17 protein-coding genes are annotated in these 21,051 nt (G+C 48.2%); 10 read left to right on the top strand and 7 right to left on the bottom strand.

The window, feature by feature from the left end; translation table 11 throughout:
- Positions 1–15: 15 nt before the first annotated feature.
- Positions 16–1,416, bottom strand: a complete 1,401-nt coding sequence (asnS, locus tag DFP83_RS03220; protein ID WP_110573118.1) for an asparagine--tRNA ligase — start codon at positions 1,414–1,416, stop codon at positions 16–18.
- A gap of 99 nt (positions 1,417–1,515) precedes the next feature.
- On the opposite strand from asnS, the gene DFP83_RS03215 reads away from it, so the two are divergent.
- Positions 1,516–1,878, top strand: coding sequence for a hypothetical protein (locus DFP83_RS03215; RefSeq protein WP_110573116.1), 363 nt, complete (start codon positions 1,516–1,518; stop codon positions 1,876–1,878).
- Here the strand turns inward: DFP83_RS03215 and bioA are convergent.
- The gene (gene bioA / locus DFP83_RS03210) at positions 1,871–3,166 is read right to left on the bottom strand and encodes an adenosylmethionine--8-amino-7-oxononanoate transaminase (RefSeq protein WP_110573115.1); all 1,296 of its coding nucleotides are present in this window, start codon (positions 3,164–3,166) and stop codon (positions 1,871–1,873) included. The genes DFP83_RS03215 and bioA overlap by 8 nt on opposite strands.
- Before the next feature lie 107 nt (positions 3,167–3,273).
- Between bioA and bioB the strand changes: the two genes are divergently transcribed.
- Genes bioB through bioD form a run of 4 tightly spaced genes read left to right on the top strand, consistent with a single transcriptional unit; the run spans position 3,274 to position 6,889 of the window.
- On the top strand, positions 3,274–4,326 hold the full coding sequence (bioB, locus tag DFP83_RS03205) for a biotin synthase BioB (RefSeq protein WP_110573113.1): 1,053 nt from the start codon (positions 3,274–3,276) through the stop codon (positions 4,324–4,326).
- The gene (locus tag DFP83_RS03200; RefSeq protein WP_110573111.1) at positions 4,274–5,416 is read left to right on the top strand and encodes an 8-amino-7-oxononanoate synthase; all 1,143 of its coding nucleotides are present in this window, start codon (positions 4,274–4,276) and stop codon (positions 5,414–5,416) included. Before bioB ends, DFP83_RS03200 begins: the two co-directional genes overlap by 53 nt.
- Before the next feature lie 3 nt (positions 5,417–5,419).
- Positions 5,420–6,202 carry a methyltransferase domain-containing protein gene (locus DFP83_RS03195; RefSeq protein ID WP_110573109.1) on the top strand — a complete coding sequence of 261 codons (783 nt, stop codon included), beginning with the start codon at positions 5,420–5,422 and terminating at the stop codon, positions 6,200–6,202.
- 12 nt (positions 6,203–6,214) lie between these two features.
- Positions 6,215–6,889 carry a dethiobiotin synthase gene (bioD, locus tag DFP83_RS03190; RefSeq protein WP_110573107.1) on the top strand — a complete coding sequence of 225 codons (675 nt, stop codon included), beginning with the start codon at positions 6,215–6,217 and terminating at the stop codon, positions 6,887–6,889.
- On the opposite strand, the gene pepE is transcribed toward bioD, so the two are convergent.
- A complete protein-coding gene (pepE, locus tag DFP83_RS03185; protein ID WP_110573105.1) occupies positions 6,878–7,585 on the bottom strand; it encodes a dipeptidase PepE in 708 nt (235 codons plus the stop codon). The two genes, bioD and pepE, sit on opposite strands and share 12 nt — an antisense overlap.
- 130 nt (positions 7,586–7,715) lie before the next feature.
- Between pepE and htpX the strand changes: the two genes are divergently transcribed.
- From htpX to DFP83_RS03170, 3 genes are all read left to right on the top strand, one after another.
- A complete protein-coding gene (gene htpX / locus DFP83_RS03180; protein ID WP_110573103.1) occupies positions 7,716–8,591 on the top strand; it encodes a protease HtpX in 876 nt (291 codons plus the stop codon).
- Positions 8,592–8,686: 95 nt separating this feature from the next.
- Positions 8,687–10,045: a class II 3-deoxy-7-phosphoheptulonate synthase gene (locus tag DFP83_RS03175; protein ID WP_110573101.1), complete on the top strand. Its 1,359-nt coding sequence runs from the start codon at positions 8,687–8,689 to the stop codon at positions 10,043–10,045.
- A gap of 49 nt (positions 10,046–10,094) precedes the next feature.
- Positions 10,095–10,892, top strand: coding sequence for a DUF1338 domain-containing protein (locus tag DFP83_RS03170; RefSeq protein WP_110573099.1), 798 nt, complete (start codon positions 10,095–10,097; stop codon positions 10,890–10,892).
- Between the two features lie 66 nt (positions 10,893–10,958).
- Here the strand turns inward: DFP83_RS03170 and ppsR are convergent, their stop codons facing one another.
- The gene (ppsR, locus tag DFP83_RS03165; protein ID WP_110573097.1) at positions 10,959–11,768 is read right to left on the bottom strand and encodes a posphoenolpyruvate synthetase regulatory kinase/phosphorylase PpsR; all 810 of its coding nucleotides are present in this window, start codon (positions 11,766–11,768) and stop codon (positions 10,959–10,961) included.
- A 129-nt stretch (positions 11,769–11,897) separates the two neighbouring features.
- On the opposite strand from ppsR, the gene ppsA reads away from it, so the two are divergent.
- A complete protein-coding gene (gene ppsA, locus DFP83_RS03160) occupies positions 11,898–14,264 on the top strand; it encodes a phosphoenolpyruvate synthase (protein WP_110573095.1) in 2,367 nt (788 codons plus the stop codon).
- A 17-nt stretch (positions 14,265–14,281) separates the two neighbouring features.
- A complete protein-coding gene (gene ydiJ / locus DFP83_RS03155) occupies positions 14,282–17,317 on the top strand; it encodes a D-2-hydroxyglutarate dehydrogenase YdiJ (RefSeq protein WP_110573093.1) in 3,036 nt (1,011 codons plus the stop codon).
- A gap of 16 nt (positions 17,318–17,333) precedes the next feature.
- On the opposite strand, the gene DFP83_RS03150 is transcribed toward ydiJ, so the two are convergent.
- From DFP83_RS03150 to purB, 3 genes are all read right to left on the bottom strand, one after another.
- A complete protein-coding gene (locus tag DFP83_RS03150) occupies positions 17,334–18,371 on the bottom strand; it encodes a Glu/Leu/Phe/Val dehydrogenase dimerization domain-containing protein (RefSeq protein WP_110573091.1) in 1,038 nt (345 codons plus the stop codon).
- Between the two features lie 153 nt (positions 18,372–18,524).
- Positions 18,525–19,655, bottom strand: a complete 1,131-nt coding sequence (locus DFP83_RS03145; protein ID WP_110573089.1) for a cupin domain-containing protein — start codon at positions 19,653–19,655, stop codon at positions 18,525–18,527.
- Positions 19,655–21,028: an adenylosuccinate lyase gene (gene purB, locus DFP83_RS03140; protein ID WP_110573087.1), complete on the bottom strand. Its 1,374-nt coding sequence runs from the start codon at positions 21,026–21,028 to the stop codon at positions 19,655–19,657. Before purB ends, DFP83_RS03145 begins: the two co-directional genes overlap by 1 nt.
- Positions 21,029–21,051: the final 23 nt, after the last annotated feature.

Raw genomic sequence — 21,051 nt, 5'->3', positions numbered from 1 at the left:
AACGGCTAGGCCCGCTTAGAACTGAGCTGATTTCGGTGCCCGTGGGAACGGAATTACATCACGAATATTTTGCATACCAGTGACGTAAGACACCAAACGCTCAAAACCAAGACCAAAACCTGCGTGAGGGACGGTGCCATAGCGACGCAAGTCACGATAGAACTCATACTCTTCGGCTGGTAGATCCATTTCAGCGATACGCTGGTCAAGCACATCAAGACGCTCCTCGCGAGCGCTACCGCCAATAATCTCACCGATGCCTGGTGCGAGTACATCCATCGCCGCTACGGTTTTGCCGTCTTCGTTTTGGCGCATGTAGAATGCTTTGATGTCGCGAGGGTAGTTCTTCAAGATCACTGGCGCTCCGACATGTTCCTCAGCTAAGTAGCGCTCATGTTCAGATTGCAAGTCGACACCCCATTCAACAGGATACTCAAATTGCTTACCGCAGTTTTTCAATATTTCAATCGCATCGGTATAGTCCATATGCACGAAGTCACTATCGACCATGCGCGAGAGACGCTCGATCACACCCTGATTGATGCGTTGTTCAAAGAACGCCATGTCGTCTGGACGCTCTTCAAGTACCGCTTTAAAGACATACTTAAGCATGTCTTCAGCAAGGTGCGCGACATCATCAAGGTCAGCGAAAGCCACTTCTGGCTCGACCATCCAAAATTCTGATAAGTGGCGGCTGGTGTTTGAGTTTTCAGCACGGAACGTCGGACCAAAGGTATACACTTTGCTAAGCGAACATGCATAGGATTCGACGTTAAGCTGGCCCGAGACCGTCAGAAACGCTTCTTTGCCGAAGAAATCTTGTGAGAAATCGACGTTGCCTTGCTCTGTTTTAGGGACATTCATCAAGTCCAGGGTCGATACCCGGAACATTTCGCCCGCACCTTCACAATCCGAGGTCGTGATAATCGGCGTGCTGACCCATAGGTAACCTTGCTCATGGAAAAAGCGATGGATCGCTTGTGAGAGCGTGTTGCGCACACGCATTACAGCGCCCGTTACATTCGTGCGAGGGCGTAGATGCGCGTATTCACGCAAGTATTCCATGCTGTGACGCTTAGGCGCCATCGGATAGGTGTCTGGATCTTCAACCCAACCATAGACTTTTACGCCAGTCGCCTGCAGTTCGAATGATTGCCCTTTACCTTGCGACTCAACCACTACACCGGTGATTGCCACTGAGCACCCGGTGGTCAATTTGAGCACTTCGGACTCATAATTAGGTAATTCAGCAGGCACGACAGCCTGAATGGCATCAAAACATGAGCCATCATGTATATTAATAAAAGAAATACCCGCTTTTGAATCACGCCGCGTCCGTACCCATCCACGGACCGTAACTGTTTCATCAACGGCGACTTTTCCTGCTAACACATCCACGACAGAAGCATACGACATGGGTTAGAAATCTCCGAAATGCAAATTTAACTAAATAAAGGTTGCTATGTTACCTGTCTTTGGCACAGACTCAAGTAGGATCCGACTAAAACTGACGATATGCGTAGCAATGACAGCAAACGACTCGAAAAATTAAGTGCATGGCGTCGCATCATGGGCACGCTGTCTGTTTTGGGGTGGCTGATTTTTATCGCTGCGCTGGTAATTTATGATTACGCAAAGCCCGAGACGGGCACCATGTTTAGTGAATGGATCGATGTTGACCTGCGTTCTACATGGGTTACTAATCTGGTCGGGCTTTATCTGTTTCTAATGGGATTAGGACTGGTTGTTAGCGTGATTGCATGTGTCTTGAACGTTTGGCTGCATAGTCGAGGACGCACGCACATCTGGGTCAACACACTGATACTCGGACTCGCCAGTATCAGTGGTTTGTTGTTGTTCTTCTTCGGCTTTAGTTAGCCACAGTCGTCACATAATGGCTGATCGCCGCCGTTAATTGCGTTAACTGTGCCGAACTAATGCAATAAGGCGGCATGATATACATGAGCCGCCCAAACGGACGTATCCATACGCCCAGCTCAACGAATAACGCCTGCGTACGTGCCACATCAACGGGTTGAGTCAGTTCCACTACGCCAATAGCACCTAACACACGAACCTCATTGACAGCAGGGGAGTTGGCTAAAGGTTTCAGCTGTTCGTTGAGTTGTTTCTCAATTTGCGGCACTTGGGTTTGCCATTCGCCCTGTTGTATCAGCGCTAACGAAGCGCTCGCCACCGCGCAGGCGAGCGGATTTCCCATAAAGGTCGGACCATGCATTAATGCACCACCGCCTTCGCCTTGACCAATAGCTTCTGCGACTTTGCGGTGGGTCAATGTGGCAGCAAGTGTCATATAGCCCCCAGTTAACGCCTTACCGACACACATGATATCCGGAACAATACCCGCGTGATCGCAACCAAAGAGTTTGCCGGTGCGACCAAACCCCGTGGCTATTTCATCGGCAATGAGTAATACACCAAACTCGTCACATAACTGTCTGAGCTGCGACAAGTATTCTGGGTGATAAAAGCGCATGCCTCCTGCGCCTTGCACCACCGGTTCGACAATAACCGCTGCGATGTCGGCATGATGTTGCTCGAGCGTTTGCTGTATCTCACTGAGACTATTGGGGTCCCATTGTTCACCGAATACCACGGCAGGGCGTTCGACAAAGCGCTGATTGCAAAGTGCGTGACGAAACATATGGTGCATGCCATTAACGGGATCACACACGGACATCGCCGCAAACGTATCGCCGTGGTAGCCACCGCGGATGGTCAGCAACTGGTTTTTTTGGGGCTTCCCGATCGAGAACCAATACTGCAATGCCATTTTAATGGCGACTTCAACACTGACAGACCCCGAGTCAGCAATGAACACCCGATCTAACGGTTCGGGGGCGAGGTCAATTAAGCGTTCAACCATCTCAATAGCGGGTTGGTGAGTGAGTCCACCAAACATGACATGACTCATTTTATCGGCCTGCGCATGCAACGCTTCATTCAGTTGTGGATGGTTATAACCATGAATCGCAGCCCACCAAGAGGACATACCGTCGACCAAGTGCTCCCCTGTAGACAGCTTAATCTCACACCCATGCGCTGATTCAACGTGATAACAGGGTAAAGGGTCTGTCATTGAGGTGTAAGGGTGCCAGATATGCTGCTGGTCAAACTGGATAGCTTGGTGTAACGATTTGCTCACTTTATAACCTCTTGTAAAGTTTTGCTTTCGTAAAAAATTGACAGTTTATCGATTAGCAGTAATCTAGTCGAGTATGAGAAGCCAATAAATAAAAAGAGAAGAGCGATATGAGCGCGCAAACAACGACTTCTATTCGTAATGATTGGACGATTGACGAGGTCAGTCGCTTACTTACGATGCCATTCAATGATTTAGTCTTTCAGGCACAAACCGTGCATCGTCAGCACTTCGACCCGAACCAGGTACAGGTCAGTACGTTATTGTCGATCAAAACGGGTGCGTGTCCCGAAGATTGCAAATACTGCCCGCAAAGCGCGCATTATCATACGGGTCTCGACCGTGAACGCTTAATGGCCGTTGAAAAAGTTCTACAAGAAGCGCAGTTAGCGAAAGATAAGGGAGCGAGCCGATTCTGCATGGGCGCGGCTTGGCGTAATCCGAAAGATCGCGACATGCCTTATGTGATTGAAATGGTTAAAGGCGTTAAAGCACTGGGGTTAGAAACGTGCATGACATTGGGGATGTTATCGCCTGAACAAGCGGCCGCACTCCAACAAGCGGGTCTTGATTATTACAACCATAACTTGGATACCTCACCTGAGTTTTATGGCGATATCATTACTACCCGGACTTACCAAGATCGTCTCAACACCTTGCGTAATGTCCGCGATGCAGGCATGAAGGTCTGTGCGGGCGGTATCGTTGGTATGGGTGAATCGGTCGAGGATCGTGCTTCATTGTTGGTGCAGTTGGCCAACTTGCCTAAGCACCCTGAGAGTGTGCCCATTAACATGTTGGTAAAAGTTAAGGGAACACCGTTTGAGAATCTAGATGATCTGGATCCGATTGACTTTGTGCGCACCATTGCGGTGGCAAGAATTCTCATGCCTGCCTCACATGTGCGCTTATCGGCAGGGCGTGAATACATGAGTGATGAAATGCAAGCAATGTGTTTCCTTGCCGGCGCTAACTCAATTTTCTACGGCGAGAAGTTGTTAACAACCAACAACCCTGAGGCAGATGCCGATCTTAGACTGTTCGAGCGTTTGGGGATCACGCCAGAAACCCGTGACGGGTATGACGATGAAGTCCACCAAACGGTGATCAATGAGGCAATCAGTGAGCAACAACAGCCGCCCCTATATTACGACGCGTCTTAAGCAACGTCGTGAGTCCGATCTGTATCGAACACTGCAGGTGCGAGGGGCCGAGGCGCCGCTCGCACAGCTGTCCTCAAACGATTACCTAGGTTTAGCACAACATCCCAAAGTCAAAGCGGCCGCTCAACAAGCGATCAATGACTGGGGCGTTGGTAGCACAGGATCGCCCTTACTCAGTGGTTACACGCAATTACACCAGCGTTTAGAGCAAACCCTTTGTGAGTGGCTGGGTTACGAGGACGCTATTCTGTTTAATACTGGATTTGCTGCAAACCATGGCGCTATTACCTGCTTGATAAAAGCGCACTGTCAGGAGCAGGACGGGCGGGTGTTTGCTGATCGATTGATACATGCATCAATGATAGAGGGTATCGTCAATAGCGGAATTCGCTTTAAGCGCGTACCGCACTTAACCTGGCCAAAGCAGGTGCATAACAGTGATTGGTTTTTGACGGAGAGCATCTACAGTATGGATGGCGACAGCATCGATGTTGATCGTTGTAAAACGCTTGCCGCACAGTCCAGTGCACAGTGGATGCTGGATGATGCACATGGCATCGGCGTAGTAGGCGAATACGGTGAGGGCTATCTGGGTCAGTTAAATAAACACATTAAACTGGGCACGGTGACCTTCGGAAAGGCGTTGGGTGCCAGTGGTGCCGCTTTGGTAGGTAGTCGTAACGATATCGATGAGATCCGCCAGTTTTGCCGTGATTATATCTACTCAACGGCATTGCCGCCGGCGCAAGTAGCGGCGGTACTGGCAGCCATTGATATCGTCAGAAGTGATGAGGGACAGCACCGACGGGATGCCTTATATGAGCGCATTGTTCGAGTTAAGCAACACATCGCGGAGCATCAGTACGAGACCGTGACTTCGGACAGCGCGATTCAGACCATTATTTTGGGCAGCGAGGCGGAAAGCCTTGCGCTAGGTAACCAGTTAAAACACGCGGACATTCAGGTCAGTGTTGTGCGGCCTCCAACCGTGCCCAAAGGGACGTCACGTTTGCGAATTAGCCTCAGTAGTATGGTCGATATGAAAATGATTGATGTGATGTTCGATCACCTTAATGCAGCAAGGACATAATCAGTGACGACGCAACCTGCACAATGGCTTGAACAAGTTGCCAAACGCTTTGATAAGGCAGCAACCACCTACACGCAGTTTAATAAAACGCAGCATTTGTTTGCTCAGCGTTTAGCCCAGCGTGCCCACAGCCAGTCACTTGGCGTGTGCTTAGACCTCGGTTGCGGTCCAGGTTCTGAAACACCATTATTGCTTCAACAGTCTTCTCGGTACGTGGGTGTTGATCCTGCGCTCGGCATGCTGACCCAAGCGGCGAAGCTGTACTCTCAGGTGGAATTTAAGCAGGGCAGTGCCGAGTCGATTCCCGTGCGAGACGCAGAATTTGATACCGTGTTTGCTAATTTTTCGCTGCAATGGTGCCCAGATCTGTGCAAGGTCGCGCACGAGCTTTTTCGTGTCACTAAAGCGAGCGGTCATGTGTTGATGAATACCTTGCTCGAAGGCACTTTTGCTGAATTGATTGAGGTGTACGCGCGGGTGGATCGACATCAACACACCATAGCGTATGCGTCACCAGCGACAGTTCAAGCGCAACTGCAACAAGCTGGCTTCATGGTTGAGACAGATGAGGTGGTCTACACCGAGTACTTCGATACGTTCGAGACTTTGTTGCGTCATATCAAAGGGGTTGGGGCGAGCCAAACTCCTCAACAAGGACGTGGACTCATGACCCCCACACGATGGCGTCAACTGAACGACGCCTACGAAGAGAAACGCACTGAAAAGGGTCTTCCTCTGACCTGGAAAGTGCTCGAAATTACGTTAACTAAAAGCAAGTTGTATTAACTAAAGGTTAAGATGAAAGTTTATTTTATTACAGGTACAGATACAGACGCAGGAAAAACCGTAGTCACACAGGCAGTGCTTCAGCATTTGGCAGATAAGGGACTAAAAACACTTGCTATGAAGCCCGTAGCGAGCGGCTGTGAGTGGGATGGTGAGCGCTGGATTAATTCAGATGCGGTCAATGCACGGCGACATATGACCCTTGAGTGTGATTATAGTCTCACCAATCCTTATGCGTTTGAGCCTGCCATTGCACCGCATATTGCAGCCGAAGAAGCGGGCGTATCACTGTCACTTGAGGGCTTGTTAAAGCACTTTAAACAGCTAGCTGACCTTAACCCTGATGCCATCGTGGTCGAGGGCGCTGGCGGTTGGCTATTGCCTCTGTCTGAGCAGTTAATGATGCCGGAATTTGTTAAAGCAATTAATGCTGAAGTGATTTTAACGGTCGGCATGAAACTGGGTTGTTTAAATCACGCTATGTTGACGGAACAAGCGATTTTTTCGTCGTCCGTGCCTGTACTGGGTTGGATCACCAATCAACCAACGGTTGAACCCATGGCACGTTTAGAACAAAATGTCACTACGCTCAAGCATCGTATGGCGACCGCCCACCTGGGATCAATCGCCTTTGATGCGGATTGGAAACAACTTGCGCTCGGCAGTCGAATTCAGCTACCCGATTAAGGCAGCAAGACGCTGCAAGTCGTGTTGAGTGTGTTTACCCGTATTATCAATGAGCACTGGGCGATCTGAACCATGCCAAAGCAGTTCACCGGCACGGAGCTCAAGACCGGTACCCTCGGGTAAGCCCAACACGGTTTCAGTTGGGTTGAGAGCGATAAATTCATTCAGTCGATCATCGCGCGTTTCACCATTGAAACCGGGTGGATGATAGTCTGTGTAGTGTGGATTCATTTGCAGGTTGACAAGGTTTAACGCGTCGAAACTGGGGGGCTCCACGATCGGCATATCATTCGTGGTTTTGATAGTTTTACCTGCAATGTTGGAACCCGCACTCCAGCCTACGTAAGGTGTACCTTTGAGTACGGCCGCACGAAGAGGGGCAATCAAGTCATTTTCGTAGATCAACTTCAATAGCTGAAAGGTATTACCGCCGCCTACAGCAATCGCTTTAGCATCACTTACAGCCGCTGCGGCGGCGTCATATTCTTCGATGCCTTTGACCTCAATGCTCACACTCGCCAACGCATCGCGTACCTTGCTTGTGTATTCCGCATGTGTCATCCCAACACCTGCGTAAGGAATAAATAAAAGCGGAGCATCGCCTACTGTACGCTTAATCCATTCTCGATTGTGTGCCAAGTAAGCGGTGTCGCCAACACGAGAACTGCTCAATAGCAGGAGTTTTTTTTGATTCATGAGTTGTTGCGTATCGTTTTGTATGAATGATGGAAATATTTTACGTTTCCAGCACTGGAAATGTAAGCCAAACGCCCATATTTAATTTATCATAACGATTCTTGTATTGGTTATCGCTGAGGACCTAAGTATGCAACGCATCTTGTTGTTTTTAATGACGAATATCGCCATTTTGGTGGTCGTTAGTTTTGTTTTTAATATCATAAGCGCAAACACTGGGCTGACTGTTCAGAATCCATTGGGATTGCTCATTCTGTGTGGTCTATTTGGATTTGGTGGTGCGTTTGTATCATTGTTTATTTCTCGCTGGATGGCTGTGCGGGCAACTGGCGCTCAAGTGATCGAGCAACCACGCACCCCGACAGAGCGCTGGCTGGTTGAAACAGTCAAACAACAAACGCAGCGTGCAGGTATCCCGATGCCACAAGTCGCGATATTTCCGTCGCATGCGCCTAATGCCTTTGCTACAGGTCGAAGTAAATCGAGTTCTTTGGTTGCGGTCTCGACGGGATTGCTGGAGCAAATGAGTCAAGACGAGGTCGAAGCGGTGCTGGCCCATGAGGTGAGCCACATTGCCAACGGTGATATGGTGACGTTGACGTTAATCCAAGGTGTGGTGAACACCTTCGTGATGTTCTTCGCTCGAATTATTGCCAGTGCGATTGATAACGCCACGCGCGGTAACAACCAACAAGGCGGCGGACTCGGTACGTTTGCGTATTTTGGTATCGTAATGGTGCTCGAAATCATCTTTGGTATATTGGCTAGCATTATCGTGATGTGGTTTTCACGTAAGCGTGAATTCCGTGCCGATGCGGGTTCAGCGCAATTGGTTGGCAAGCAAAAAATGATTGCAGCGCTCGAGCGTTTGCAGCGCGGACAAGAACCCGAGCTGAAAGGCTCTATGTTGGCTTTTGGTATTAATGGCAAACGCAGTGGTTTGAGTCGATTATTCATGTCGCACCCGCCATTAAGTGAACGAATTGAGGCATTACGTAGAATTTAATTAAAAACTTAGCATTCACGCGGGGTTGGGCATTGCTTTTCATGCTCGACCTCGCTAGATTGGTGGTTTCGATAACCACAACTGGATAGGATGTTATGAGCCAGTGGAGTGCACGTAGTTGGCGTGATAAACCCATCAAGCAACAACCGCAATACCCAAACAAAGAACACTTACAGCAAGTTGAGTCACAGCTGAGTCAATTTCCACCACTTGTGTTTGCCGAGGAAATTCGTGCATTACGCAGTCAGCTGACTGACGTGTGTCACGGCGAAGGCTTTTTGCTTCAAGGTGGCGATTGCGCTGAGTCGTTTGCGGACTTCAACGCGCCGAAAATACGCGATACGTTCAAAGTCATCCTGCAGATGGCGATTGTCATGACATTCGCGGGCTCGTGTCCGGTGACAAAAGTTGCACGCATGGCAGGGCAATATGCAAAACCGCGTTCAAGCGACCTCGAAACCATCGATGGTGTGAGTCTGCCAAGTTATCGTGGTGACATTATTAACGATATGGCATTCACTGAAGCGGGCCGTACCCCTGATCCAGAGCGCATGCTGAAAGCTTATCACCACTCTGCGGCGACGCTTAACCTGTTGCGTGCATTTGCACAAGGTGGTCTTGCTAACTTACATAAAGTACATAAGTGGAACTTGGGCTTTTTGGCTGCGAACCCGCTAAAAGAGCGTTATCAAGAGATCGCAGAGCAAATTCAATCAGCACTGAGATTTATGGAAGTGCTTGGTATTAACGCAGAAAACAATGCGACATTGCACGAAACGCAATTGTTTACCTCGCATGAAGCATTATTGTTGCCTTATGAGCAAGCGTTAACACGTACCGACACGCTGACAGGTCTTCCATACGACTGTTCTGCGCATATGATTTGGATTGGCGAGCGTACTCGTCAGTTGGATCATGCTCACGTCGAGTTCATGCGTGGGATTCACAACCCGATTGGCGTAAAAGTTGGTCCAACGATGGACCCCGACGAACTGATTCGCTTGATTGACGCGGTTAACCCAGATAACGAAGCGGGTCGACTTACCCTGATTTCACGTATGGGTGCCGATAATCTAGCAGATAACCTGCCGCGCTTAGTGCGCCGTGTTCAGCAAGAAGGCCGTAACGTGGTGTGGTCAAGTGATCCTATGCATGGCAACACAACAAAAGCCGATAGCGGGTTGAAAACACGTAATTTTGACGCCATACATAAAGAGTTACGTCAATTCTTTGCGGTACATCAAGCAGAAGGAAGCTATGCAGGCGGTATTCACCTAGAGATGACCGGTGAAGATGTGACAGAATGTACTGGTGGTGCTTACCAAATTAGCGAAGCTGACTTGTCGAGCCGCTACCGTACCCAGTGCGACCCACGCTTGAATGCTGACCAAGTGCTTGAGTTAGCGTTTTTAGTGGCTGAATCACTTGGGGCGGCACGTAACGGGCACGGCTAGTTTGCTACTAATTTTTTGAATAACTTTTACGTTAAAAGGATTAAATTTCATGTCTCAACATGTCGAGCAATTATTTGAACGTCTTTGGCAGGATTATATTTCTCGTACGCCTTCGGCTCCAAAAGTACACGAAGTGCTAGGAAAAGGGCATCCGATTGTTAACGATCACGTTGCTTTCCGAACGTTTGATATTGCCCCTGTACGTTTAGAAGCGCTCGCGCAACACTTTTTGGACTTAGGCTACAAAGAGGGCGGTGATTACCACTTTGAAGCTAAGAAGCTACGCGCTAAGCATTTTGAGCACGACGATCCGACGTTGCCGAAAGTATTTATCAGCGAATTGATGACCGAAGAGTTTAGTGACAGCTTGCAAGCAAAAGTCAAAGAGATGGTCAGCCATATCAATCCAGAAGATGTTAAGAAAGACGATTTCTTATACTCTGGTACCCATTGGCAAGTGAGTCACGATGATTACCAAGCCTTGTTAGAAGAGAGTGAGTATGCAGCTTGGATGGCTGCTTTTGGGTTCTGTGCGAACCACTTCACAGTGAGTGTTAACCAGCTTCCAGGTTACACCGATTTAGAAGAAGTTAATCAGACGCTAAAAGACAATGGCTTCAAGCTCAATACGTCAGGTGGTGAAATCAAAGGTTCACCTGATGTATATCTTGAACAATCGTCAACCATGGCAAACCACCATCCGGTTGAGTTCAGTGACAAAACGGTCGAAATCCCTTCGTGTTTTTACGAATTTGCGAAGCGTTATGAAATCGAGCCCGGTAAACTCTATTCTGGCTTTGTCGCGGCATCTGCGGATAAGATTTTTGAAAGCACCAACGCGAGCTAAACCACTTTGGCTTAGATAAAGCGGCGACCTCTAGGTCGCCGTTTTTGTTTCTAACCTCTGCAAATATTAGTAACGTCGACGCTCAAGATTTGTTTGAGCGAGAATTTTGGCGGCGATTTCCTCAACCGAGAAACGCGTTGAGTTAATAAACGGAATAGCCTCTTTGCGGTATAATTTTTCTACCTCAGACAGTTCAAATCGACATTGTTGCATCGATGCGTATTGACTCCCTTCGCGTCGCTGGCTGCGGATTTCATGTAAACGTTGCGAGTCTAAGGTGAGGCCAAATAGTTTATGGCGTTGCATTTTCAGCTCATAGGGTAGGCTGAGTCGCTCAAAGTTGTCATCCTCGGTTATTGGGTAGTTGGCGACTTTAATGCCATATTGCATCGCTAAATAGAGGCTCGTCGGGGTTTTTCCGGTCCGTGATACGCCAACTAGGATCAAATCCGCTTGCTCCAGCTGATTCAGTTTTTTGCCGTCGTCATTGTCCAATGCATAGTTAATGGCTTCGACCCGAAAGTTGTAATCCTTATGAACGCCGTGTGTTCGGTGCGTCTTAGGCTTCGCTTTTATACCCAGTTCGTGCTCGACTTGACCAACAAAGTTATCCAAGAAGTCATAACTAATGCCACCGCATTGTGTGATGCGTTGTTTGAGTTTTACATTAACAAAGGTATGAAAAATAAGTGGCGGCTCTCCATCAACCTCAGCGGCGCGTTGGATTTGCTTGCAAGCCGCTTCAGCTTTGGCTTGTGTGTCAATAAAAGGTAACGTTTTGTGTCGAAACTCGGTGGGGAACATCGAAAGCAAAGCATGTCCAAACGCCTCTGCCGTAAGCGCGGTTCCATCAGAGACGTAAAATGCGGTTCTCATGACCGTTTATTCCTTATTCCATAGATAAAAATCGAAAGCTTTGTAAATCCGATATTAACTTGTTGGCTAACTATGTGTAAAATGTTGCCCACATCATACCTCCCATCGGATTAAATCGAGGAATAAGACGTGCAAGATAACGTACTGTGGTATCAGCAATTAGGAATGCAAGATGTCAACAGAGTGGGGGGTAAAAACGCCTCACTGGGTGAAATGATCAGTAACCTCGCCGGCGCTGGGGTTGAAGTCCCTGGTGGCTTTGCGACGACAGCCGATGCATATAACCAGTTTCTTGAACAAAGCGGCCTGAATGACAAAATATACGAATTGCTCGACGGCCTCGACGTTGACGATGTCAATAAGTTAACTGAAGCGGGGCGGACCATCCGCCAGTGGATCATCGACACGCCTTTTCAACCTGCCTTCGAAGCCGATATTAAACAAGCCTTTAGCCAACTCAGTGAAGATAACGACGAATTTAGCTTCGCCGTGCGCAGTTCGGCTACTGCAGAAGACATGCCCGATGCGTCTTTTGCGGGTCAGCAAGAAACCTTTTTGAACGTACGCGGCCTCGATGCCGTGATGGAAGCGATTAAACACGTATTCGCATCCTTGTTTAATGACCGAGCGATTTCTTATCGCGTGCACCAAGGCTACGATCATCGCGGTGTGGCACTGTCAGCTGGTGTTCAGCGTATGGTACGCAGTGACATCGCCTCATCGGGCGTGATGTTCACCATCGATACTGAATCAGGCTTTGATCAAGTGGTATTCGTCACTTCATCCTACGGTTTGGGCGAAATGGTTGTACAGGGTGCTGTTAACCCAGACGAATTTTATGTCCACAAGCCTACGCTTAACGCCGGTCGCCCAGCGGTCTTGCGCCGTAATTTGGGCAGCAAGAAAATCCAAATGGTGTTTTCTGAAGATCGTGCACATGGCAAGCAGACACTGATTGAAGATATTGAATCGGCGAAAAGCCAAACCTTCTCGATTTCTGATTCAGAAGCAGAAGAACTCGCGCGCCAAGCATTAATCATCGAAAAACACTACGGTCGTCCAATGGACATCGAATGGGCTAAAGACGGTATCGACGGAAAGCTATATATCGTTCAAGCGCGTCCAGAGACAGTGCAATCAAACCAGAAAGGTCAAGCAATTGAACGCTTTGCACTGCAGGATACCAGTAGTGTTGTGTGTGAGGGGCGTGCTATCGGCCAACGCATCGGCAAAGGCGTTGCGCGCGTGCTCGACAGTATTGATGAAATGGATAAAGTTCAGCCAGGCGACGTGCTAGTCACCGATATGACGGACCCGGACTGGGAACCTATCATGAAACGCGCGGCAGCTATCGTTACTAACCGTGGCGGTCGTACATGTCACGCAGCGATCATCGCACGTGAACTGGGTATTCCAGCGGTTGTGGGTTGTGGTAACGCTACACAGCTGATCAGTAATGGTCAAGCGGTTACTGTTTCGTGTGCTGAAGGTGACACAGGTTACATCTACGAAGGCGAGCTTGACTTTGAAGTGACTGAGTCGCGCGTAGATGCGATGCCGGACTTGCCGTTAAAAATTATGATGAACGTGGGTAACCCAGATCGTGCATTTGATTTTGCAGGCTTACCACACGCAGGTGTGGGTCTGGCACGACTTGAGTTCATTATTAACCGCATGATCGGCGTACACCCAAAAGCTTTGCTTAATTTTGATGACCAGCCAGACGCATTAAAGGCAACCATCAATACCATGATCGCGGGTTATGAATCACCGCGTGAGTATTATGTTGCCCGTCTTGCTGAGGGTATCTCAACGCTTGCGGCTGCATTTGCTCCAGAACGCGTCATCGTCCGTATGTCAGACTTTAAATCCAACGAGTATGCAAACTTGGTGGGTGGTCGTCAGTACGAACCAGATGAAGAGAACCCGATGCTGGGTTTCCGTGGCGCATCACGTTATATCTCAGAAGAGTTCCGTGACTGCTTTGCGCTCGAATGCGAAGCGATCAAACGTGTACGTAATGAAATGGGTCTGACTAACATCGAAATCATGATTCCTTTCGTACGTACATTAGAGGAAGGTCGCCAAGTTATCGACTTACTCGAAGAGCAAGGACTCAAGCAGGGTGAAAACGGTTTGCGCGTGATCATGATGTGCGAATTGCCATCTAATGCGCTACTTGCCGACCAGTTCCTTGATATGTTTGACGGCTTCTCCATAGGCTCCAACGATTTGACTCAGCTGACACTGGGTCTTGACCGTGACTCGGGCCTGATTGCGCACTTATTTGATGAGCGCAATGACGCTGTTAAAGCACTGCTTGAAATGGCGATTAAGGCGGCTAAAGCACGTGGTAAGTACGTCGGTATATGTGGTCAAGGACCTTCTGATCACCCTGATTTTGCTCAGTGGTTAGTTGAGCAAGGTATCGATTCAGTATCACTTAATCCTGATACCGTTATCGAAACCTGGATGTACTTATCAGAACAACTATAAGAGGACTATAAAACGTTATGACACAACTCCCTAAGTTAGACGCCAAGCGCGCACTGCCTTCGCTTTATCAGGCATTTATTCGTGAGCTTGAGGAGTCGGATTTCAGCGGGGAGATTGATGTTACGTTTTCAGGACGGCTGATTGCAGCAACCGATAACAGCGTTTATCAACAGTTGCCGCAAGCCGTCCTTTACCCTGTCAACGAAGCCGATATTCAAACGGTATTAAAGCTTGCTGCTCAGCGTGATTACCAATCCGTCACTTTCGCACCAAGAGGTGGGGGTACGGGTACTAATGGACAATCGTTAACACCCGGTATCGTGGTCGACTTAAGTCGGCACATGAACCGTGTACTTGAGGTTAACGCAGAAGAGGGCTGGGTTCGCGTTCAATCGGGCGTTGTTAAAGACCAACTGAATGATGCGTTGCGTCCACATGGCTACTTTTTTGCACCTGATTTATCAACCAGCAACCGTGCCACACTCGGCGGTATGATTAATACTGACGCGTCGGGACAAGGCTCGCTAGTCTACGGTAAAACCAGTGACCATATTCTCTCGTTGCGTACCGTGTTGCAAGGTGGCGAGTTATTAGCGAGTGAACCGGTTGACCTGCACCAAGCACAAACCTTGAGTGAGGACGATTCGAGGATCGGTCAGCTCTACAAGCAAGCGTTGAATACCTGTGTAGGTATGCGCGAAGCGATCGAAAGTAAGTTCCCACCACTGAATCGATTTTTGACGGGTTACGACTTAAAACACACCTTTGATGCCGAACATAACACGGTTGATTTGTCGCGTTTAATTGCGGGTTCAGAGGGCACACTTGGTTTTGTTACTGAAGCTAAGCTCAATATCACACCGATTCCAAAGTACCGCACATTGATTAATGTGAAGTATTCAGACTTTCAAGCGGCGTTAAATAACGCACCTTTTTTAGTCGAAGCTGAAGCCACCTCGGTTGAGACGATTGACTCAAATGTATTGAACCTTGCCCGCGAAGATATCATTTGGCACAGCGTTTCACCTCTGTTAGAGGAGGTTGAAGGGCAGGTCATGAATGGTATCAATATGGTGGAGTTTGCGTCGACAGAGCAAACCGAGAATCAGCGCAAAATTGATGAGCTTTGTAAGCGTTTAGATAAACTGATAAAAGCCAAAGACAATAAAGGGGTGATCGGGTATCAAATATGCGATGACCTTGAGAGTATTCAAACCATTTACGCCATGCGTAAAAAGGCGGTTGGTTTGCTTGGCGCAACTAAGGGGGCGCGCAAACCAGTGGCTTTTGCTGAAGACACAGCCGTGCCGCCTGAGCAATTGGCGGCCTTCATCATGGAATTTCGCGATATCCTCGATGAGGCGGATCTTCATTATGGTATGTTTGGCCACGCCGATGCAGGTGTTTTGCATGTTCGCCCCGCGTTGGATTTAACGAACCCTGATGATGAAGTCCTATTGCGTGAAATCAGCGATAAGGTCGCTGCTTTGACGGCTAAGTACGGCGGTTTAATGTGGGGTGAACACGGTAAAGGTTACCGTTCTGAGTATGCTCCTAAGTTCTTTGGCGAGGAGCTGTATCAAGAGCTTCAGAAAGTCAAAGCGGCGGCGGATCCGTATAATCAGTTTAACCCTGGAAAAATTGCGACGCCTTACAAAAGCGATGCAGCGTTAGTATCTGTTGATGCGCAAAAGCGTGGTTATTTTGATCGCCAAATTCCGATAGAAACACGCGATTATTTTGCTAATGCGATGAGCTGCAACGGTAACGGCTTGTGTTTCAACTATGATACTAAAGCAGCGATGTGCCCGTCTTACAAAGTCACGCGCGATCGCCGCATGTCGCCGAAAGGGCGTGCGTCGCTCATGCGAGAATGGCTACGGTTAACCGCTGAGCAAAATTATAACGCGGCTAAACAGCCGGACAGTGAGGTATCATGGTTTGAAAAGTGGCGTAATCAGGCCGACTCAAATGGTGATTACAGTCACGAAGTAAAAGCCTCAATGGATAAATGCTTAGCCTGCAAGGCATGTACTAATCAATGTCCTGTCAGTGTCGATGTCCCGACCTTTAAGGCGGAGTTTTTACAGCATTATTATTCACGTTACCCACGTCCGATTAAGGACCATTTGGTACGTAGCGTTGAAGTAACCGCGAAGATCGGTGCAAAGTTTCCCAAATTCAGTAATGCCATTATTAAGAACCCCCTGAGTAATTTCTTCCTAAAACAAGTGGTGGGCTATGTTGATACGCCGGCTTTTTCGGTGCCCAACTTAGTTAAACGTTGGCAGTCGTCTGAGTTTCGAGTGGCTGAACCGGAGGAGCTGGCTCAGTTACCCGTAGAGCAACAGCGCCAGATTGTGGCGATTATTCAAGACCCGTTTACCAGTTTCTACGAAGCCGAAATTGTACACCATTTTGCTCAACTGGCATCGAGACTGGGTTACCAACCCGTGTTGATTCCATTTGTTGGGCAAGGCAAAGCGCAACATGTGAAGGGTTTCCTTTCAGAGTTTAAGCAGACCGCTGAAAAGGTCTACGCGTATTTGTCACCGCTGTTTGATACCGAGATTGAACGTGTTGGCGTTGATTCATCGACAGCGCTAGTATTCCGTGACGAATATCACCATGTATTGGGAGAGAAAGCTGAAGCTCTGAACGTACAAACTGTGATCGAGTGGTTGCAGGGTAAAGCAGAGCATCTCAATCTCGACAGCAGTCATCGTCGCTACGGTTTAATGCTGCATTGTACAGAGCAGAGTTTTATTCCCGAATCCGCTAAACATTGGCAGGCGTTGTTTAATAGTGTTGGCTTACAGCTAGACATTGTTAAGGCGGGTTGTTGTGGTATGGCAGGTACATTTGGGCATGAACGTAGCAACTTAAAAGAGAGTATTGCGTTATACCAAATGGATTGGGCTGCTGCCGTTAAACAGTATGGAACCAGTGGCATTACAGCGACAGGGTTTTCGTGTCGTTCGCAGGTGAAACGCCTAGAAGGCAAGCGGGTAAGACACCCGCTTGAGGTCATCTTGAGCTACCTGAGTCAATAAGGTAGCTCAATTCGTTTTATTTTTTTGCGTTTGCGATAATCTCGCGCGCCATTTCATCAGCAAGTTCGCCGGTTGCACGATTCTCTTCAGTCGCACGTGCGAATAGCTTGTCTAATGTGTTGTAGATATCACGTACACGCTTATCCGTTTCTTCAAGCGAGAAGTTTGCAGCTTCTGAACATACGTGGATAACACCACCCGCGTTAATGACATAGTCAGGTGCATATAAAATGCCCATGTCTTTAACTTTTTGATCGTGAGCTGGTGTTGCAAGCTGGTTGTTTGCACTACCTGCGATGATTTTAACCTTTAATTGCTTAAGGGTTTCATCGTTGATCGTTGCGCCGAGTGCGCAAGGCGCATAAACGTCAGCTTCTACGCCATAGATTTCGTCAAGGCCGACTACTTGTGCACCTAACTCTTCTTTAGCGCGTTGCATTGCTTCTTCGTTGATATCGGTAACGATCAACTTGGCGCCTTCTTTTGCACAGTACTCTGCAAAATCATAGCCGACAGCACCTAAGCCCTGTATCGCAATGGTAACGCCGTCGAGGTCATCAGAACCTAAACGATGTTTTGCTGCCGCTTTAAGACCTAAATAAGTGCCTAATGCGGTATGAGGAGAGGGATCGCCTGCTTTATCAGCTGTACCCGCCACATGGCTGGTTTCTTTCGCAACAATATCGATATCCGCTGTACGAATGTTAACGTCTTCAGCCGTAATATACTTACCGCCTAGCGTTTCGATGAAACGACCGTAAGCGCGGAACAGCGCCTCACTTTTAATGGTTTTTGCATCACCGATGATAACGGCTTTACCGCCACCCAGTGGCAAACCGGCCATTGCACTTTTATAAGTCATGCCGCGCGAGAGACGCAATACGTCTGTTAAGGCTTCTGCAGACGATGCGTAGTTCCATAAACGCGTACCGCCCAAGCTTGGACCGAGTGTCGTATCATGGACTGCAATAATAGCTTTAAGCCCAGACTCTTCATCGTGGCAGAACGTCACTTGTTCGTGATTATCGAATTCAATATGCTCAAATAGAGACATGAATTTCCATCCTCATTGGTTTTCAAAATTGCGCGCACATTACCACTTGCAATGTTAACGCGCTACTAAAAAACAAAACTAAAATAGCCATTCAAACAGGTGTTTAGCAACTAGTGTTTACAGTTGACGTAAACGGCAACTTGTTAATAAAAATTAGTCGATTAATAGTTCGATAACACCTTGGTTAACCAACCAAGCGAGCAGTTCTTGGCTACACATATCTTGGCAATAGGGGGCTAACTCACTCATCGGTACTTCATCCGTCAGTTCGGCTATTTTTTGTGCCAGCATTTCAGCGCCTTCTGTTACGGTAAAGCGTTCACCATTGGCAAAATAATGGGCAGTATCCGCCTGCTTAAGCAAACGTGCACCTGGGGTACGCACCAGCATGGCATTATTCATGGTGAGTAACGCTGGGATTTGCTCAGCCATCATGGGTAACTCGGGCTCTGGAAGAGGGCGTTTACTCATTGACTGCGCACGCAAGATGAGTTCATTAAATTCGTCTGCATCCAGCGCTGATTTGAGTAGCTGTTTTACTTGCTCAAGTTGCCCATTGGTCACCACATGACTGGGTGTGCTGCTCGACAATTTAGGGTCGGTGTAACGCTGTTTAAGTCGCTCAGTTTGTAATGCCATATCAGCGAGCTGAGCAAGCCACTCGGCTTGATTAGGTGCGCGAAACCCAACCGAATAATTAAGACAGGGTTCAAGCGCAATACCATCGTGAGGGCAACCCGCAGGAATATAGAGAATATCGCCAGGTTCTAGCACTTCATCGATCACGGCGTTAAAGGGGTCACTAATCTGTTTCAGGTCTTCACACGGATAGGTCGGTGTTGTGGCTTGACGCTCACCGACACGCCAATGGCGACGACCAGCGCCTTGCACAATAAATACATCGTACTCATCAACATGTGGACCGACGCCACCACCCTCAACAGAGAAGCTGACCATGACATCGTCAATACGCCATTCAGGCAGAAACCGAAATGCCTCTAACAGCGCGTGAACATCAGGCATCCATTCATTCACAGCCTGAACAAGTAAAGTCCAGTCTTGTTCGCCAAGCGACTCGTATTCTTCAAAGGGACCATGGGACACTGACCAACGTTGATTCCGGTGTTCGATCACGCGTGCGTCGACACCTTCTTCCATTGCGAGTCCAGCCAGAATTTCGGGCTCGATAAGGTCAACGTTATTGAGCCCGCGCTTTATTAAGCGCGGGCGTTGTTGCCAGTCAGACTCAAGAAAAGCCTGTTTATCAATATTATCGAGTTGCATTACTTAAGCTCATCAACGAAAGCTTCAGCACGACCGATGTAGTTCATCGGTGACATCGCCTTCATCTCGTCTTTAGCAGCCTCAGGGACATCTAAAGCATCAATAAACGCGATTAAATCTGCTGGCTTAATACGTTTGCCGCGCGTCAATTCTTTTAATTTCTCATACGGCTTTTCTACACCGTAACGACGCATCACTGTTTGCACTGGCTCAGCCATCAACTCCCAGTTCGCATCTAACTCGGCTGTTAATACCGATTCATTGACTTCAAGCTTGCTTAAACCTTTCAGCGATGCATGATAAGCGATCACAGCGTGGGCAATACCGACACCTAGGTTACGCAATACGGTGGAGTCCGTTAAATCACGCTGCCAACGGGAAATAGGCAACTTCTGCGCAAGGTGACTCATGACCGAATTAGCGATGCCTAAGTTACCTTCTGAGTTTTCAAAATCAATCGGATTCACTTTATGTGGCATGGTCGATGAGCCGACTTCGCCCGCGATGGTTTTTTGTTTGAAGTGATTGAGCGCAATGTAACCCCATAAATCACGATCAAAATCGATCAAGACCGTATTGAATCGAGCTACGGCATCAAACAATTCGGCAATATAGTCATGCGGCTCAATTTGTGTAGTGTAAGCATTCCAAGTAAGCCCAAGTGACGTGACAAACTGCTCTGAGGCTTGATGCCAATCAACGTTAGGGTAGGCGGCTAAGTGTGCGTTGTAGTTACCTACTGCACCGTTTATTTTGCCCATTAACGCCACTGCACGCACTTGCTCAAGCTGACGCTGCAAGCGTACTGCTACGTTAGCAAACTCTTTGCCCATGGTGGTAGGCGTCGCTGGCTGACCGTGGGTTCGTGCCATCATCGCTACTGAGCGATATTCACGCGCCTTAGCTTTAACCGTATCAACGATTTCTTGCATCACCGGTACCAACACATCATCACGCGCTGCGGTGAGCATTAAACCATGTGATAAGTTGTTGATGTCTTCTGATGTGCACGCGAAGTGGATAAATTCACTGACTTTAGCGAGCTCAGGTAAATCAGCGACCTTTTCTTTAAGTAGGTATTCAACGGCTTTTACATCATGATTCGTCGTGCGTTCGATCTCTTTCACACGCTCAGCATCTTCTACGCTGAATTCATCAACAATTGCGTTAAGACACTGATTCGCTTCATCGCTAAGTGGAGCAACTTCGTTAATGCCCTCATGCTGAGCCAACATTTGTAACCAACGGACTTCGACAGTCACGCGGTATTTGATAAGGCCATATTCACTAAAAATGGCGCGTAATGGCTCAACTTTACTGGCATAACGCCCGTCAACAGGCGAAATAGCCGTAAGGGTTGAAAAAGGTAACATATCCAAAGTTCTCCAAGTTAAAA

The sequence above is a fragment of the Idiomarina fontislapidosi genome, assembly GCF_003226255.1.
In the GTDB taxonomy this organism is placed as follows: Bacteria; Pseudomonadota; Gammaproteobacteria; order Enterobacterales; family Alteromonadaceae; genus Idiomarina; species Idiomarina fontislapidosi.
Note: the sequence above shows the minus strand (reverse complement) of the source record. Positions and strands in the feature narration are given on the sequence as shown.

Coding starts and splice junctions, on each gene's coding strand:
- DFP83_RS03170 (WP_110573099.1), top strand. CDS start 10,095: ATGTCTCAACATGTCGAGCAATTATTTGAACGTCTTTGGCAGGATTAT.
- DFP83_RS03145 (WP_110573089.1), bottom strand. CDS start 19,655: ATGCAACTCGATAATATTGATAAACAGGCTTTTCTTGAGTCTGACTGG.
- pepE (WP_110573105.1), bottom strand. CDS start 7,585: ATGAATCAAAAAAAACTCCTGCTATTGAGCAGTTCTCGTGTTGGCGAC.
- DFP83_RS03175 (WP_110573101.1), top strand. CDS start 8,687: ATGAGCCAGTGGAGTGCACGTAGTTGGCGTGATAAACCCATCAAGCAA.
- DFP83_RS03150 (WP_110573091.1), bottom strand. CDS start 18,371: ATGTCTCTATTTGAGCATATTGAATTCGATAATCACGAACAAGTGACG.
- DFP83_RS03215 (WP_110573116.1), top strand. CDS start 1,516: ATGCGTAGCAATGACAGCAAACGACTCGAAAAATTAAGTGCATGGCGT.
- purB (WP_110573087.1), bottom strand. CDS start 21,028: ATGTTACCTTTTTCAACCCTTACGGCTATTTCGCCTGTTGACGGGCGT.
- ppsR (WP_110573097.1), bottom strand. CDS start 11,768: ATGAGAACCGCATTTTACGTCTCTGATGGAACCGCGCTTACGGCAGAG.
- asnS (WP_110573118.1), bottom strand. CDS start 1,416: ATGTCGTATGCTTCTGTCGTGGATGTGTTAGCAGGAAAAGTCGCCGTT.
- ydiJ (WP_110573093.1), top strand. CDS start 14,282: ATGACACAACTCCCTAAGTTAGACGCCAAGCGCGCACTGCCTTCGCTT.
- bioD (WP_110573107.1), top strand. CDS start 6,215: ATGAAAGTTTATTTTATTACAGGTACAGATACAGACGCAGGAAAAACC.
- htpX (WP_110573103.1), top strand. CDS start 7,716: ATGCAACGCATCTTGTTGTTTTTAATGACGAATATCGCCATTTTGGTG.
- bioB (WP_110573113.1), top strand. CDS start 3,274: ATGAGCGCGCAAACAACGACTTCTATTCGTAATGATTGGACGATTGAC.
- DFP83_RS03200 (WP_110573111.1), top strand. CDS start 4,274: ATGAGGCAATCAGTGAGCAACAACAGCCGCCCCTATATTACGACGCGT.